This is a genomic window from Salmonella sp. 5800 (genome assembly GCF_046558195.1).
In the GTDB taxonomy this organism is placed as follows: domain Bacteria; phylum Pseudomonadota; class Gammaproteobacteria; order Enterobacterales; family Enterobacteriaceae; genus Salmonella; species Salmonella enterica.
Genome location: NZ_JBGDOX010000002.1, coordinates 270,282 through 285,948, shown reverse-complemented (window position 1 = coordinate 285,948; position 15,667 = coordinate 270,282). Strand labels below are relative to the sequence as shown.

14 protein-coding genes, 1 other RNA gene and 1 pseudogene are annotated in these 15,667 nt (G+C 52.3%); 8 read left to right on the top strand and 8 right to left on the bottom strand.

All coding sequences use genetic code 11. From position 1 onward, the window contains the following. Positions 1–21: 21 nt before the first annotated feature. From ACLJZ5_RS06370 to amtB, 4 genes are all read left to right on the top strand, one after another. Positions 22–1,794: a SmdA family multidrug ABC transporter permease/ATP-binding protein gene (locus ACLJZ5_RS06370; protein WP_001235566.1), complete on the top strand. Its 1,773-nt coding sequence runs from the start codon at positions 22–24 to the stop codon at positions 1,792–1,794. Further along, entirely contained in the window at positions 1,787–3,568 is a 1,782-nt protein-coding gene (locus tag ACLJZ5_RS06365) for a SmdB family multidrug efflux ABC transporter permease/ATP-binding protein (protein WP_001256070.1), read from the top strand. The genes ACLJZ5_RS06370 and ACLJZ5_RS06365 overlap by 8 nt, the downstream gene beginning before the upstream one ends. Before the next feature lie 212 nt (positions 3,569–3,780). Further along, entirely contained in the window at positions 3,781–4,119 is a 339-nt protein-coding gene (gene glnK, locus ACLJZ5_RS06360; protein ID WP_000780341.1) for a P-II family nitrogen regulator, read from the top strand. A gap of 31 nt (positions 4,120–4,150) precedes the next feature. After that, complete coding sequence (gene amtB, locus ACLJZ5_RS06355) at positions 4,151–5,437, top strand: ammonium transporter AmtB (RefSeq protein WP_024797535.1); 1,287 nt, start codon at positions 4,151–4,153, stop codon at positions 5,435–5,437. Between the two features lie 99 nt (positions 5,438–5,536). On the opposite strand, the gene tesB is transcribed toward amtB, so the two are convergent. Further along, positions 5,537–6,397 carry an acyl-CoA thioesterase II gene (gene tesB / locus ACLJZ5_RS06350; protein WP_024797536.1) on the bottom strand — a complete coding sequence of 287 codons (861 nt, stop codon included), beginning with the start codon at positions 6,395–6,397 and terminating at the stop codon, positions 5,537–5,539. Positions 6,398–6,611: 214 nt separating this feature from the next. Here tesB and ACLJZ5_RS06345 point away from each other — a divergent pair, with 214 nt between their 5' ends. Next, on the top strand, positions 6,612–7,181 hold the full coding sequence (locus ACLJZ5_RS06345) for a YbaY family lipoprotein (protein WP_000779802.1): 570 nt from the start codon (positions 6,612–6,614) through the stop codon (positions 7,179–7,181). A 32-nt stretch (positions 7,182–7,213) separates the two neighbouring features. On the opposite strand, the pseudogene ACLJZ5_RS06340 reads toward ACLJZ5_RS06345, so the two are convergent. Continuing rightward, a pseudogene (locus ACLJZ5_RS06340) lies at positions 7,214–7,604 on the bottom strand (MGMT family protein). Between the two features lie 84 nt (positions 7,605–7,688). Here ACLJZ5_RS06340 and ffs point away from each other — a divergent pair. Then, positions 7,689–7,785: signal recognition particle sRNA small type (gene ffs / locus ACLJZ5_RS06335), an RNA gene on the top strand. Between the two features lie 49 nt (positions 7,786–7,834). Here the strand turns inward: ffs and ACLJZ5_RS06330 are convergent. Beyond that, complete coding sequence (locus ACLJZ5_RS06330) at positions 7,835–9,385, bottom strand: EAL domain-containing protein (protein ID WP_024797537.1); 1,551 nt, start codon at positions 9,383–9,385, stop codon at positions 7,835–7,837. A gap of 224 nt (positions 9,386–9,609) precedes the next feature. On the opposite strand from ACLJZ5_RS06330, the gene ACLJZ5_RS06325 reads away from it, so the two are divergent. After that, the gene (locus ACLJZ5_RS06325; protein WP_410958893.1) at positions 9,610–9,873 is read left to right on the top strand and encodes a type B 50S ribosomal protein L31; all 264 of its coding nucleotides are present in this window, start codon (positions 9,610–9,612) and stop codon (positions 9,871–9,873) included. A 1-nt stretch (position 9,874) separates the two neighbouring features. Then, positions 9,875–10,015: a type B 50S ribosomal protein L36 gene (gene ykgO, locus ACLJZ5_RS06320; RefSeq protein WP_001197749.1), complete on the top strand. Its 141-nt coding sequence runs from the start codon at positions 9,875–9,877 to the stop codon at positions 10,013–10,015. A 56-nt stretch (positions 10,016–10,071) separates the two neighbouring features. Here the strand turns inward: ykgO and ACLJZ5_RS06315 are convergent, their stop codons facing one another. From ACLJZ5_RS06315 to acrB, 5 genes are all read right to left on the bottom strand, one after another. Further along, entirely contained in the window at positions 10,072–10,542 is a 471-nt protein-coding gene (locus ACLJZ5_RS06315; RefSeq protein ID WP_000136183.1) for a YlaC family protein, read from the bottom strand. Positions 10,543–10,659: 117 nt separating this feature from the next. Then, the gene (gene maa, locus ACLJZ5_RS06310; protein ID WP_023219729.1) at positions 10,660–11,211 is read right to left on the bottom strand and encodes a maltose O-acetyltransferase; all 552 of its coding nucleotides are present in this window, start codon (positions 11,209–11,211) and stop codon (positions 10,660–10,662) included. Positions 11,212–11,389: 178 nt separating this feature from the next. After that, entirely contained in the window at positions 11,390–11,608 is a 219-nt protein-coding gene (locus ACLJZ5_RS06305; protein ID WP_001280991.1) for an HHA domain-containing protein, read from the bottom strand. Between the two features lie 27 nt (positions 11,609–11,635). Further along, on the bottom strand, positions 11,636–12,010 hold the full coding sequence (gene tomB, locus ACLJZ5_RS06300) for an Hha toxicity modulator TomB (protein ID WP_000344807.1): 375 nt from the start codon (positions 12,008–12,010) through the stop codon (positions 11,636–11,638). A gap of 495 nt (positions 12,011–12,505) precedes the next feature. Then, the gene (gene acrB, locus ACLJZ5_RS06295; protein WP_001132508.1) at positions 12,506–15,655 is read right to left on the bottom strand and encodes an efflux RND transporter permease AcrB; all 3,150 of its coding nucleotides are present in this window, start codon (positions 15,653–15,655) and stop codon (positions 12,506–12,508) included. Positions 15,656–15,667: the final 12 nt, after the last annotated feature.

Genomic DNA, 15,667 nt, shown 5'->3' with positions numbered 1-15,667 from the left:
AATCATATCAGGAAATAACGCGTGCGATTATTTGCTCAATTAAGCTGGTACTTTCGCCGGGAATGGCGTCGCTATCTTGGCGCGGTGGCCCTGCTTATGCTTATTGCGATGCTTCAGCTGATCCCGCCCAAAGTGGTGGGGATTGTCGTGGATGGCGTAACCGCACAGCATTTTACTCCAGGCCGAATAGCGATGTGGATTGGCACCATTGCCCTGATCGCCGTAGTGGTCTATTTGTTGCGCTATGTCTGGCGCGTGCTGCTATTTGGCGCTTCTTATCAATTAGCCGTCGAACTGCGTGAAGATTATTATCGCCAGCTGAGCCGTCAGCATCCTGAATTTTATCAGCGCCATCGAACGGGCGATCTTATCGCGCGCGCGACGAATGATGTGGATCGCGTCGTATTTGCGGCGGGTGAGGGCGTTCTGACGCTGGTTGACTCGCTGGTAATGGGCTGCGCGGTACTGATTGTCATGTCGACGCAAATTAGCTGGCAGCTAACGCTATTAGCGCTGTTGCCGATGCCGATTATGGCGCTGATGATCAAACGTTACGGCGATCGGCTGCATGATTATTTCAAACTGGCGCAGGCCGCCTTCTCCAGCCTGAACGACCGCACGCAGGAGAGTCTGACCAGCATCCGCATGATCAAAGCGTTTGGTCTGGAGGACCGCCAGTCTTCGCTGTTTGCGGCGGATGCCGAAGATACCGGCAAGAAAAATATGCGCGTGGCGCGTATTGACGCGCGTTTTGATCCAACCATTTACATCGCCATTGGCATGGCGAACCTGCTCGCGATTAGCGGCGGAAGCTGGATGGTGGTTAACGGCAGTCTGACGCTGGGCGAACTCACCAGCTTTATGATGTATCTGGGGTTGATGATTTGGCCGATGCTGGCGCTGGCCTGGATGTTTAATATCGTGGAGCGGGGTAGCGCCGCATACAGCCGCATCCGCGCCATGCTGGCGGAAGCGCCGGTAGTTAAGGATGGCGAAGAGCCGGTCCCGGCGGGGCGCGGCGAACTGACGGCGGCCATTCGTGAGTTTTGCTATCCGCAAACGACGCATCCGGCGCTGGAGAATGTGAACTTTCGTCTTAAACCGGGTCAGATGCTGGGGATATGCGGTCCGACCGGCGCGGGGAAAAGCACAATATTGTCGCTTATCCAGCGCCATTTTGATGTGACGCAGGGAGAGATCCGTTTCCATGACGTGCCGTTGACGCATCTGCAACTGGATAGCTGGCGTAGCCGACTGGCGGTCGTCAGCCAGACGCCGTTTTTGTTCTCGGACTCTATTGCCAATAATATTGCGCTCGGACGCCCGGAGGCGACTCAGGAGGAGATTGAACAGGTGGCGCGTTTAGCCAGCGTACATGAGGATATTCTCCGTTTGCCTCAGGGCTACGACACGCAGGTAGGTGAACGTGGCGTCATGTTATCGGGTGGGCAAAAACAGCGTATCTCGATTGCCAGAGCGCTACTGTTGAATGCGGAAATTCTGCTTCTTGATGATGCGCTCTCAGCAGTAGATGGCCGCACGGAGCATCAGATTTTGCATAATTTGCGCCAGTGGGGCGAAGGGCGTACGGTCATCATCAGCGCGCATCGTTTATCCGCGCTGACCGACGCCAATGAAATTATCGTTATGCAACATGGTCATGTTGTTCAGCGCGGCGATCACGATCAACTGGCGCAGCAGATTGGCTGGTATCGCGATATGTATCGCTATCAGCAACTGGAGGCCGCGCTGGATGACGCGCCGGAACGCGGCGAGGAGGCGGTGAATGCGTAGTTTTGGACAGCTATGGCCGACGCTGAAACGGTTACTGGCGTATGGCTCGCCATGGCGAAAACCGCTCTCTGTCGCGGTGATGATGCTGTGGATTGCGGCGGCGGCGGAGGTTAGCGGTCCGCTGCTGATCAGCTATTTCATTGATAACATGGTGGCCCGCCACCATTTACCGTTGGGCAAGGTCGCGGGGCTGGCGGCCGCCTATGTGGGGCTACAGTTTCTGGCGGCGGGTCTGCATTACGCCCAGTCTTTATTATTTAACCGGGCGGCCGTTGGCGTGGTTCAGTCCTTGCGCACGGACGTCATGGATGCCGCCTTGCGCCAGCCGCTAAGCGCCTTCGACACGCAGCCTGTCGGACAATTAATTTCACGCGTGACCAACGATACGGAAGTCATCCGCGATCTGTACGTCACGGTCGTCGCAACGGTATTACGTAGCGCGGCGTTGATCGGTGCCATGCTGGTCGCTATGTTCAGCCTTGACTGGCGGATGGCGCTGGTGGCGATTTTGATTTTTCCGGCGGTATTGACCGTGATGATCATTTATCAGCGCTACAGCACGCCGATTGTACGCCGCGTGCGGGCATATCTGGCGGATATTAACGACGGCTTTAACGAAATCATCAACGGGATGAGCGTAATCCAGCAGTTTCGCCAGCAGGCGCGCTTCGGCGAACGCATGGGCGAGGCCAGCCGCTCGCACTACATGGCGCGGATGCAGACGCTGCGCTTGGACGGCTTTTTATTGCGTCCGCTGCTTAGCCTCTTTTCCGCGCTCATTTTATGCGGTTTGTTGATGCTTTTCAGCTTTACGTCTGCCGGCACGATTGAGGTCGGGGTGCTGTATGCGTTCATTAGCTATTTGTCACGTCTGAACGAGCCGCTCATTGAACTGACCACCCAGCAATCCATGCTACAGCAGGCGGTTGTGGCGGGAGAGCGTGTTTTTGAACTGATGGATCGCCCGCGCCAGCGCTATGGCAGCGACGACAGGCCGTTACAAAGCGGGGCGATTGATATTGATCATCTGTCGTTTGCTTACCGCGACGATAATCTTGTTTTACAGGACATTACGCTATCAGTACCGTCCCGTAGCTTTGTGGCGCTGGTGGGGCACACCGGCAGCGGGAAGAGTACGCTCGCCAGCTTATTAATGGGGTATTACCCCCTGACACAAGGCGAAATTCGGCTGGATGGGCGAGAAATCGCCTCTCTTAATCATCGCGTTTTACGCCAGGGCGTGGCGATGGTTCAACAGGACCCGGTAGTGATGGCGGATACCTTTCTGGCTAATGTGACGCTGGGGCGCGATGTCTCCGAGGCGCAGGTGTGGCAGGCGCTGGAAACAGTACAACTGGCAGACCTGGCGCGCGGCCTGAGCGACGGGCTGCATACGCATCTCGGCGAGCAGGGAAATACGCTGTCCGTCGGGCAAAAACAGCTATTGGCGCTGGCGCGCGTGCTGGTTGACGCCCCGCAAATATTAATTCTTGATGAAGCGACGGCCAGCATCGATTCCGGCACTGAGCAGGCGATACAGCAGGCGCTGGCGGCGATTCGCGAGCGCACCACGCTGGTGGTTATTGCCCATCGGCTATCGACAATCGTGGAGGCGGATACCATTCTGGTTCTCCATCGCGGCCAGGCGGTGGAGCGCGGGACGCATCAACAATTGCTGGCGGCGCAAGGGCGCTACTGGCAAATGTATCAATTACAGTTAGTTGGCGAGGAGTTAGCCGCCAGCGTACACGAAGAACCCGGCCCTGCGGCGTAAGGTTTGGCGCCACAGGGCAAAGCCTCGCCCATTATGCACCGTCGTGGTGCGTTTTTCTTTCCCTGCTTCGATTTTGGGGCGCGTCAATATAAAGACGCGCCGCTAACCGCGCTTTTCCTCGCTCGCCAGCTTCTGGCACATCCTTTGCAATATCCATTCTGAAGAGTCCATGCGCGGCGGCAGCCGTTACCTAATTCTGACTGGAGGGTTCTATGAAGCTGGTTACCGTGATTATCAAACCGTTCAAGCTGGAGGACGTGCGGGAGGCGCTTTCTTCCATTGGCATTCAGGGACTGACCGTCACCGAAGTGAAAGGGTTTGGCCGTCAGAAAGGACACGCCGAACTGTATCGCGGCGCGGAGTACAGCGTGAATTTCCTGCCGAAGGTCAAAATTGATGTGGCTATCGCCGACGACCAACTGGAAGAGGTGATCGATATCATCAGTAAAGCGGCTTACACCGGAAAAATTGGCGACGGCAAAATTTTCGTCGCGGAGCTCATGCGCGTTATTCGGATTCGTACCGGCGAAGCTGACGAAGCAGCGCTGTAAGACCCGCCACACAGCAACAGGAAATGAAAAAATGAAGATAGCGATGATAAAAACCACACTGGCTTCACTGGCGCTGCTGCCTGGGCTAACGATAGCCGCGCCGGCGGTTGCCGATAAAGCGGATAGTGCTTTTATGATGATTTGCACCGCGCTGGTGCTGTTCATGACGATACCGGGTATCGCGCTGTTTTACGGCGGATTAATTCGCGCCAAGAACGTGCTGTCAATGTTAACGCAAGTGACCGTCACCTTTGCGCTGGTCTGTATTTTATGGGTGGTGTACGGCTATTCGCTGGCTTTTGGCGAAGGGAATCATTTCTTCGGTAATGTCGATGGGGCGATGTTGAAGAATATCGCGTTGACGGCGGTAACGGGTACGATTTATCAGTATATTCATGTCGCGTTTCAGGGATCTTTCGCCTGTATTACCGTCGGGCTGATTGTCGGCGCGTTGGCGGAGCGTATTCGTTTTTCGGCGGTACTGATTTTTGTCGTGGTGTGGTTCACGCTCTCTTATATTCCGATTGCGCACATGGTGTGGGGCGGCGGCCTGCTGGCTGCTCACGGCGCGCTGGATTTTGCCGGTGGTACGGTGGTGCATATTAACGCCGCTATCGCCGGGTTGGTGGGGGCTTATTTAATTGGCAAACGCGTCGGCTTTGGGAAAGAAGCATTTAAACCCCATAACCTGCCGATGGTCTTTACCGGTACTGCGATTCTGTATATCGGCTGGTTTGGATTTAACGCGGGTTCTGCGGGGAGCGCAAACGAGATAGCAGCGCTGGCCTTTGTGAACACCGTGGTGGCGACCGCCGCCGCGATTCTGGGGTGGATTATCGGCGAGTGGACGCTACGCGGTAAGCCTTCCCTGCTGGGAGCGTGTTCCGGCGCGATTGCCGGTCTGGTCGGCGTGACGCCAGCCTGTGGCTATGTTGGCGTTGGCGGCGCGTTGGTTATCGGCGTTATTGCGGGGCTGGCGGGATTGTGGGGAGTCACCATGCTTAAACGTCTGTTACGGGTAGATGATCCGTGCGACGTATTTGGCGTTCACGGCGTTTGCGGAATAATCGGCTGTATCCTGACCGGCGTTTTTGCCGCCAGTTCGCTGGGCGGCGTTGGCTTTGTCGACGGCGTTACGATGGGACATCAGGTGATGGTACAGCTGGAAAGTATTGCTATTACGGTCGTCTGGTCCGGTATTGTCGCGTTTGTTGGTTACAAACTGGCGGATATCCTTGTTGGACTGCGTGTACCGGAAGAGCAGGAGCGCGAGGGGCTGGATGTGAACAGTCACGGCGAGAATGCGTATAACGCGTGATTGCGCAACATGCCTGATGGCGCTGCGCTTATCCAGTTTACCGTAGGCCGGATAAGCGCAGCGTCATCAGGCCATTAACGCCGCATAGCGGCATGTTTTTTAATTGTGATTACGCATTACCCCTTCCTGCACGGTTGAAGCGACCAGCGCGCCATCCTGAGTATAAAACTCGCCGCGAACAAAGCCCCGGGCGCTGGAGGCGGAAGTGCTCTCCACGCTATAAAGTAGCCATTCATTAAAATTGAACGGACGATGGAACCACATAGAGTGATCGATAGTGGCGATCTGAATACCCTTTTCCAGAAAACCGATGCCGTGAGGCTGAAGCGCGACGGGAAGGAAATTCAGATCCGAGGCATATCCCAGTAAATATTGATGGACGCGAATGTCATCCGGAACGATGCCATTGGCGCGAATCCATACCTGACGCACAGGCGCGGCGACGTGACCTTTCAACGGATTGTGAAATTCGACGGGACGAATTTCCAGCGGGCGATCGCAGAGAAACTTTTCTTTCAGAATCGGCGGCAGTAAATGCGCCAGCGATTGCGCGATTTCCGTTTCTGACGGTAGTCCTTCCGGCCCGACTGCCGTCGGCATGGTTTTTTGATGTTCAAAACCCGGTTCCGGTGCCTGGAATGAGGCGGTCATGTAAAAGATGGGTTTCCCGTTCTGAATAGCGGCAACGCGGCGGGCGCTGAAGCTATTCCCATCGCGCAGCACTTCTACGTCATAGATAATGGGTTTTTGGCTGTCGCCTGGCCGCAGAAAATAACTGTGGAATGAATGCACCAGTCGCGCTTCCGGCACCGTTTCTTTGGCGGCATAGAGCGCCTGGCCCACCACCTGACCGCCAAATACCTGGCGCAGCCCTAAGTCTTCACTTTGGCCCCGAAAGAGTCCTTCTTCAATTTTTTCCAGATTCAATAATGTCAGCAAATTATTCAGTGTCTGACTCATACATACTCTCCAGGTGACAACGATGCCGAAGCGAGGTAGGGCAGAGTATAACGCAATTTTGCAAGTGGTCCGATGGGTACAAAAGTCTGAATAACAGACCAATTCCAGGCAAAAATGAGTGACATGTGCCACACTTAATCACGTTATGTTTCTGTTAACCACTCTTCCGGCGGGGGGAAAGGCCTGCTGGTGCATTGATGATAAGGAGAATTGAATGAAACTCGTGCACATCGTAAGTGGTTTAGCGGTTGCGATATCTCTGGCGGCCTGCGCTGATAAAAGCGCTGATATCCAGACGCCTGCGCCAAACCCTAACATGTCGATTACAGCTAACCAGTCTACTATTCAGCAACCCAATGTTTCCGGTACCGTCTGGATCCGCCAGAAGGTCGCTCTGCCGCCAGATGCGGTGCTGACCGTGACGCTTTCAGATGCTTCGCTGGCTGATGCGCCGTCTAAGGTGCTGTCGCAAAAAGCGGTACGTACCGAAGGTAAACAGGCGCCTTTCAGTTTTGTGTTGCCGTTTAACCCATCAGATATTCAACCTAACGCGCGCATTCTCCTGAGCGCGGCCATCACCGTTGATAATAAGCTGGTATTTATTACCGATAGCGTGAAACCGGTGATTAACAATGGCGGCACTAAAGCGGATCTGACGCTGGTACCGGTACAGCAAACGGCGGTGCCTGTGCAGGCCAGCGGTGGTGCGACGACGACGGTTCCATCGACTTCGCCGACCCAGGTCAATCCGTCTTCTGCCGTTCCTGCGCCTACCCAGTATTAATCCTGCGCCAACCCTCTCCGTTACGGAGAGGGTTAATACACCCAGCGATAGCGTTGTAAATCGATTTGTCCGCTTCCCGACACCACCACGCCTTCCGCCAGTAATGCCTGACGTTGCCGCTGTAGATCCGGCCCGGTAAGTGATATTGCGCCGTGGCGGTTCACCACCCGATGCCATGGTAAAGTGCTGCCTTCCGGCAGACGTTTTAAAACTCCGCCGACCTGACGCGCCGCCCGAGGCGAACCGGCAAGCCGGGCGACATCGCCGTAGGTCGTGACAAATCCTTCCGGGATCGAAGCGACGATTTGCCAGACGCGTTGAGGAAATGTGTCCTGAATATCCATAATAGAATCCTGCGTTAATGCTTCAGGATAATCTGGAATAAGGGGGGGAGGAAAGCCCGGATGCGCAAGAAACCAGCATCCGATGCCTGATGGGTTGCAATTGCACGATATAGCAGTGATAATGCGCCTGCGCGTTGGTTCACAACGCTCTCAATGGGGGCTCTGTTGGTTCTCCCGCAACGCTACTCTGTTTACCAGGTCAGGTCCGGAAGGAAGCAGCCAAGGCAGATGACGCGTGTGCCGGGATGTAGCTGGCAGGGCCCCCACCCATTTGTGCCTCTCCACACTGTTCTTTTCTGCTGTGCGACGTTATAGCCGCTGTTCCGCCCAAAGAATAAATGCCGTAGCGGGTAGGGGTTTACTGTATAACCAGCCCTGACCATAATGTACGCCATGCTGGCGTAGCCACTGTTCTTGCCTGGTTGTTTCGATGCCTTCTGCGACCATCTTAAGTTTGAGCGTTTTCGCCATTTCAATAATATGCGGCGTGACGTTTTTATATTCCAGCGCATCGACAAAAGATTTATCAATTTTAAGGACATCCACATCCAGATTTTGTAAGTAGCTGAGGCTGGAATAGCCGGTGCCAAAGTCATCAATATAAATTGAATGTCCCGCGTTACGGTATCTGGCGACAATTGGCGCGCTGGTTTTCGGATCGGCGAACTCGCGCTCCGTTAATTCAAGCGCGATTTGCGACGGAGAAATTTGGCTACGGTTCAGCAGCGTGCTTAACAGCGTCGGCAACGTTTCCGACGCCAGATCGGATGCCTCAAGATTGATTGAAATATGTTGTTCGGGATGGGACTTTAACCAACTCCCCATGTCTTCAAAAACGGTTTCGATGATTAGCCGGGTTAGCGGCTCCGTGAGCCCGGTTTGTTCAGCCAGCGCGATAAAAATTTCCGGCGAAAGGAAGGTGCCGTCCGCCTGTTGCCAGCGAGCTAAGGCTTCGGCACCGACAATTTTTCCGCTGCTCAGGGAGACAATAGGCTGATAGTGTACGTTAAATTCGCGATTATCTATCGCATCCTGGAGACGGTGGCGGGGCGACTGTAGCCGACGCAAAATACGCAGAATAAAGGCCGCAGCCAGCAGACCCGTTACGATGCCCGCCGGTAGCCAGATAAATGCCTGTCGATACCAGCTCCTTTCCAGCGGAGCGGTCGGTGCCCAGCTTACGATAGTAATGCCCATTTCCGGAAAGGGGTGAATAGCATACTGAATGCCTCGGTTTTCCAGCCGCAGGGGCGTCTCATGGTGAATGAGCGGAAGAATAGCGGGGTCAAGGTTACCACTGCTGGCAACCACAGTATTGCGTTCCCGGCCAATAATAGCGACGTCAATCGGCCATGCGCCAAACGGAATCACATCGATAAAGGACGCCGGGTCGATCATCACGATATAGCTGTCGCTCCCGAGTGCCGCCATATAGCGTTTTATACCCAGATCGTTTTGCGCCGTAAACCAGGCGCGATAACCGTCGCGAGTGATTTTCATAGGCGGAGGGAAAGCGGGAATATGGCTCTCTTTTTCAAGTGAGGAGCAAACGGGAATCGAATTTTTAAGATACAGAACTTCCTGGACATACCGAAAGCTATAAGACACGCGGCGCATGGCGAGTAAATGGGCGCTGCTGCAGGGCTCGCCTTTAAAGGAGGCAATATGCGTTAACGCGGCTTTTGCCTGGTCACTGACCCTTTCTGTACGTAGCGCCACCCGGGACGAGAAGATATCCAGCTCTTCGTTAAACCTTTTTTCAACTTGACGGTGCGCCAGCCACAGGCTCAATCCTATCGGGAAAAGGACAGACAGGATAAGCACTCCCGTTACCAGGCTGACCAGATGTCGTGTTGTCACAGTGATGTCCTTATAAACACAGCGTAGAGAAAGTATATCCGATCGTAAATCGCGCCCTCGAATGATAAAGCTATTTTATCGATTTTACAGATTCAGGCGCCAGACTAACGCGTTACGCCACATTGCTTTTGCCGCCAGGAAGAGATCGTGAATGTTTACCGGTTGAAAAAGGAACGTTGATAGCGTATTTTATTGTTATGTTATAACATAATTGAGAGGGCGCAATGAAACCTGATATTCATCCTGTATACCGCACCGTCGTATTTGATGACACCAGCGTAAATGAATATGTGAAAGTGGGATCAACTATCAAAACTGAACGTGAAATCGAACTGGACGGCGTGACATATCCGTATGTCACTATTGATGTGTCATCAAAATCGCATCCTTTTTATACCGGTAGACAGAAAACGTTTGATAGCGAAAGTAGCGCCGCACGCTTCCAGAAACGTTTCGGTCATTTTATCGGCGCTAAAAGGGGTAAATGAAATGCAGGTGTTAAACTCACTTCGCAATGCAAAACAACGGCATCCGGATTGCCAGATAGTCAAACGCAAAGGACGCTTATACGTGATTTGTAAAACAAATCCGCGTTTTAAGGCGGTTCAGGGGCGTAAAAAAAGACGTTAAAAAAACCAACAGTTCAGGGAAAGCAGTGCGTACCAGGGAGGGTGCGCACTTTTTTATTACCGGCTGGCTTCTGCGCGGGCCAGCGTAAAAATATCGTAGAAGGAAAGTTCGCCCTTACGGGCAACCATTTTTTGCAGCTGGACTTTATGTTCATTATCCACCTGTGGAGACTGAAGAATCGTCTCAATGAGCGTGGGGGGAACAAAGCGGGTGTTGTACCATTCACCGTTGTAACAGACCCGGAGGTCCAGCACATCGATGTCGTTATAGTGATAACGCGGGGCGATGTCGAAAAAGAAGAAGCCATTAAATGCGATAAATAACACCACTAACAGCCACACTGACCCCACCAGCGTTTCTGATTGCAGCATGACCGCCAGCGTCGCAAACCAGGCTGCATACATCGCGATAAATAACCCAGGATGCTTGCGGATAAAACTGATACTAAAACGCGGCCTGTTATCGCGTTTTTCACGGACGTTTAAGTCATCAATAGTTTCGCTAAGCAGGCGCTGTATCTCTGTCATCTTTTGCCTTCATGATTTCTGCGACATAGGGGGTAATAACAGCCCATTTTAAAGGGAGGTGTAACGTGAAAAAAGTAACAGATTAACCACGAATAAGCATAACAGTTATCATTTTGACTACAATTTTTTAATGATTCGCGCCGGATTTCCGCCTACCACGACGTCTGACGGTACGTTTTTTATCACCACAGCGCCTGAAGCGACGACGACGTTATCGCCGATGGTTACGCCAGGATTAACGACGGCTCGTCCGCCTATCCAGACGTTATTTCCAATAGTGACGGGTTTACCGAATTCTCTGCCGCTGTTGCGTTCGACGGCGTTCAGCGGGTGCGTGGCGGTATAGATATGTACCCCTGGCGCGAGCATACAATTATCGCCAATATGAATTGGGCAAACATCAAGCATGACGCAGTCGAAGTTAGCGTAAAAGGAGTGACCAAGAAAAATATTATAGCCGTAGTCGCAACGAAAGGAAGGTTCAATATAGGCGTCTTCGCATCGACCCAACAGGTCGCGTAAAATCGCCTGACGCTTATTTATTTCATCAGGCGTAGTATAATTGTATTGATGGATGAGTTGACGCGCCCGCAGTCGATCCTGGCATAAAGTTTCATCGGTCGGGCAATACAGTGCCCCAGCGATCATTTTTTGTTTTTCGTCACTCATCGCGCGCTCCCCTTGGTGGATATTATCGCAATAGAAGCAATAATAAAGTATTAGAGGGAACGTTCCCTGTTATTGGTATGTGATCTATATCACTGTTCTATAATAGCCCGTTGTGTTATTAGCCAGAACGAGGAGGCAGATAACACCTGCGTGTTCTCTAAAAAGTAATGTAGCGTGATTAACGAATGAATTTCCATACTGAAGAGGGGATCTTGTCGTAGAGTTTGTTCATTGTCAATTCTGCAAGACGGTGATCCGCAGCTGAGTAAAATACAGCCAGCTCATTGTCGGACAATTCATATTTATTTTTCTCAATGACGCGCTCCAGAGTGTCAATTGTCTGACAGCGCCGTAAACGCATCAAATAATCAGTTTTAGTTAATGGTTTATCAGACATAAATTCTACCTATGATTGTAATAATTTTTAACAAGACAAACTAACAGGATTAGCCCTGGTGGCGTTGACGAAACAACGGAACAGGCGGTTGCCCGATTTACGCCATTTTTGCAAATCCTGCGTATTAATACCATAGCTGCTGAACAACATAAAGGTGTCGTCCAGGTATTCATCTATCTGCGCAATCAATTTATTGTCTTCATTGTACTTAATTTTATAATTAAGCGCGAAAGTTGCAATATGTTCTATCAGCTCATTGAGCTGCAGGTTGACTGCTGAGGTCGGGTCATTAACCCAGCCATGGTTGCTTTCTTCAAGGTTTGCAAGACAGTCATGATACAGGGTTTCGCAAAGAAATTTAAGCTGTGCTATATCATGTCTTTTGGGTGAGTATTCGTCCATAATGCATCCCCTTTTTAGTGGCTTAAACTAACCGAACACCTTCGGGATGGATACAACTAACTAACCTGGTACTTCCCACATCACCTTATGATTTAACTATAATCTACTCTAAAAAACTTTTCATCGTCATATTACGAAAAATTACAATTGCGTGAAAGCCGCGTGTTGCCATACTTTTTCGAATTTTAACAGTGATCGTCGGTCGCCTAAAAAGGAACCAGTTTTATTGTTTGTGTAATCATTGGGTTAACGTTTTTTAGCTTTTCAGGCTAAAACAATAGACTCTGACAGGAGAAAATAGCCAGGAATATTCTTAATATTTCTTAATTAATGGCTGAATTAAGAAATGGCCAACTTTCCTAAGAAAAGCCTTTAACGCAGTAAGGATTATACCTTTTATTAATATGGCAAAAAATAATCAATCTAACAATAAGCGTATTTTATGATTTTTGCGTAAAAAAGGCCGCTTGCGCGGCCTTATCAACAGTGAGCAAATCAGCGATGTTCTGTCGAATGACTATGCTCAATATCTTCGCTTTTACGGCTAAAGCGGCGGCGTACCACCACAAAGAAGACCGGTACGAAGAAAATAGCCAGTACGGTTGCCGTTACCATCCCGCCCAGTACGCCAGTACCTACCGCATTCTGCGCGCCGGAACCCGCGCCGGAACTGATAACCAGCGGCATAACCCCCAGCATGAACGCTAACGAGGTCATCAGAATCGGGCGCAAACGCATCCGGACGGCCTCCAGCGTCGCTTCTACCAGACCTTTCCCTTCTTTATCCATTAAGTCTTTGGCGAATTCGACGATAAGTATCGCGTTCTTCGCCGACAACCCAATGGTTGTGAGCAGGCCCACCTGAAAGTAAACGTCGTTAGTCAGTCCGCGGAAGGTCGCAGCCAGCAGCGCGCCGATAACCCCAAGCGGAACAACCAGCATTACGGAGAACGGGATAGACCAGCTCTCATACAATGCCGCCAGACACAGGAAGACGACGATCAGCGAGATAGCATACAGGGCAGGGGCCTGGTTGCCGGACAACCGTTCCTGGTAGGACATCCCGGTCCAGTCATACCCAATGCCTGACGGCAGCTTGCTGGCCAGTTCTTCCATCATCGCCATCGCTTCACCAGTACTCTTGCCTGGCGCCGCCTGACCCAGAATTTCCATCGAAGGCAGACCGTTATAGCGTTCCAGACGCGGCGAACCATATTCCCAGCGGGAAGAGGAGAATGCGGAGAACGGCACCATCTGACCATCGCTACCACGAACGTACCAGTCGTTAATATCATCCGGCAACATGCGGTATTTCGCTTCGGACATTACGTAAACTTTCTTCACACGACCGCGATCGATAAAGTCGTTTACATAGCTGCCGCCCCATGCTGCGCCCAGCGTGGTATTGATGTCGCTAATAGACACGCCCAGCGCCTGAGCTTTTTCCTGGTCGATATCGATTTTAAACTGCGGCGTATCTTCCAGGCCGTTAGGTCGAACGCCTACCAGCAGATCAGGATATTTCGCCACCTCGCCGAACAACTGATTACGCGCCTGGGTCAGTTTTTCATGACCAAGTCCCGCCTGGTCAATCAACTCGAAGTCAAACCCGGTTGCGGTGCCCAGTTCAACAATCGCCGGTAGGTTAAAGGCGAAGACCATCGCATCTTTAATTTGTGAAAACGCTGCGGTTGCCCGCTGGGTAATCGCTTCAACCTTATTTTTTTCGCCTGGACGATCGGCCCAGTCTTTCAACGACACGAATGCAATACCGGTATTCTGACCGCGCCCTGCAAAACCGAAGCCGTTGACGGCGAATACCGATTCAACGTTGGCTTTCTCTTTGTTCAGATAGTAATCCGTGACCTCATCCAGCACTTTTTGCGTGCGCTCTTGCGTCGCGCCGGCGGGGAGCTGGACCATTGTCAGGAATACGCCCTGGTCTTCATCCGGCAAGAAAGAGCTTGGCAGACGAACGAACAGATAAGCCATACCGACGACGATAATGAGATAGAGCAGCAGGTAACGCCCGGTGCTGCGCAGAATATTCCCTACGCTATCGGTGTAGTGATGCGTGCTCTTATCAAACAGGCGGTTAAACCAGCCGAAAAAGCCTTTTTTCCCTTCGCCATGATCGCCTTTGGCGACGGGTTTGAGCATCGTCGCGCACAGCGCGGGCGTCAGGATCAGCGCGACCAGCACCGACAGCGCCATCGCCGATACGATGGTGATAGAGAACTGACGATAAATTGCCCCGGTTGAGCCGCCAAAGAAGGCCATCGGAATAAATACCGCCGACAGTACCATCGCGATACCCACCAATGCGCCCTGAATCTGGCCCATGGATTTGCGCGTCGCTTCCTTCGGCGGAAGGCCTTCTTCCGTCATAACACGTTCGACGTTCTCGACCACCACGATGGCGTCATCCACCAGCAAGCCGATGGCGAGCACCATCCCGAACATCGTCAGCGTGTTTATCGAGAAACCGAATGCCGCAAGCACGGCAAAGGTTCCCAACAACACCACCGGAACCGCAATAGTCGGAATCAACGTCGCGCGGAAGTTCTGCAGGAACAGGTACATCACCAGGAACACGAGGATAATCGCTTCGACCAGCGTTTTTACCACTTCATGAATAGAGATCTTCACGAACGGCGTGGTGTCATACGGGTAGACGATTTTCATCCCTGGCGGGAAGAACGGTTCCATTTTTTTCAGTTCGGCGCGAATAGCGGTAGCGGTATCCAGCGCGTTGGCGCCGGTAGCCAGTTTGATGCCAAGACCTGACGCTGGCTGACCGTTAAATTTCGCGATGACGTCGTAGTTTTCGCCGCCAAGCTCAATTTTCGCTACATCCCGCAGACGAACCTGAGAGCCATCCTGATTCACCTTCAGCAGGATTTTGCCAAACTCATCCGTTGAGGTCAGACGCGTTTGGGCAATAATCGATGCGTTAAGCTGCTGGCCTTTTACCGGCGGCGTACCACCGAGCTGACCTGCTGCGACCTGGGCGTTCTGCGCTTTGATCGCGTTAATCACGTCGACCGGCGTCAGTTGGTATTTGGTCAGCTCTGTCGGATTCATCCAGATACGCATCGCATATTGCGAACCAAACAGCTGGACGTCGCCCACCCCAGAGGTACGGCTGATCGGATCTTTCATATTGGCGGCAACGTAATCCGAAATATCCTCCTGGGTCATGGTGCCGTCGGTGTTAATGACGCCCACTACCATCAGGAAGCTACTTGAGGACTTCTCAACGCTCACGCCCTGTTGCTGTACTTCCTGGGGAAGTAACGGCATTGCCAGTTGCAACTTGTTCTGAACCTGAACCTGCGCGATGTCCGCATCGGTACCGGATTCAAAGGTCAGCGTGATCTGCACGGTCCCCGTGGAGTCACTGTTGGAGGACATATACATCAGGTTATCGATACCGTTCATATTCTGTTCGATAACCTGCGTGACGGTATCCTGTACCGTTTTCGCATCAGCGCCAGGGTAGGTTGCGGAGATCGTCACTGCTGGTGGCGCAATCGTCGGATATTGCGCTACCGGCAATTTGAGGATCGCGAGCCCCCCTGCCAACATGATGATGATGGCGATCACCCACGCAAATATAGGGCGATCGATAAAGAAATTAGGCATGTCTTAACGGCT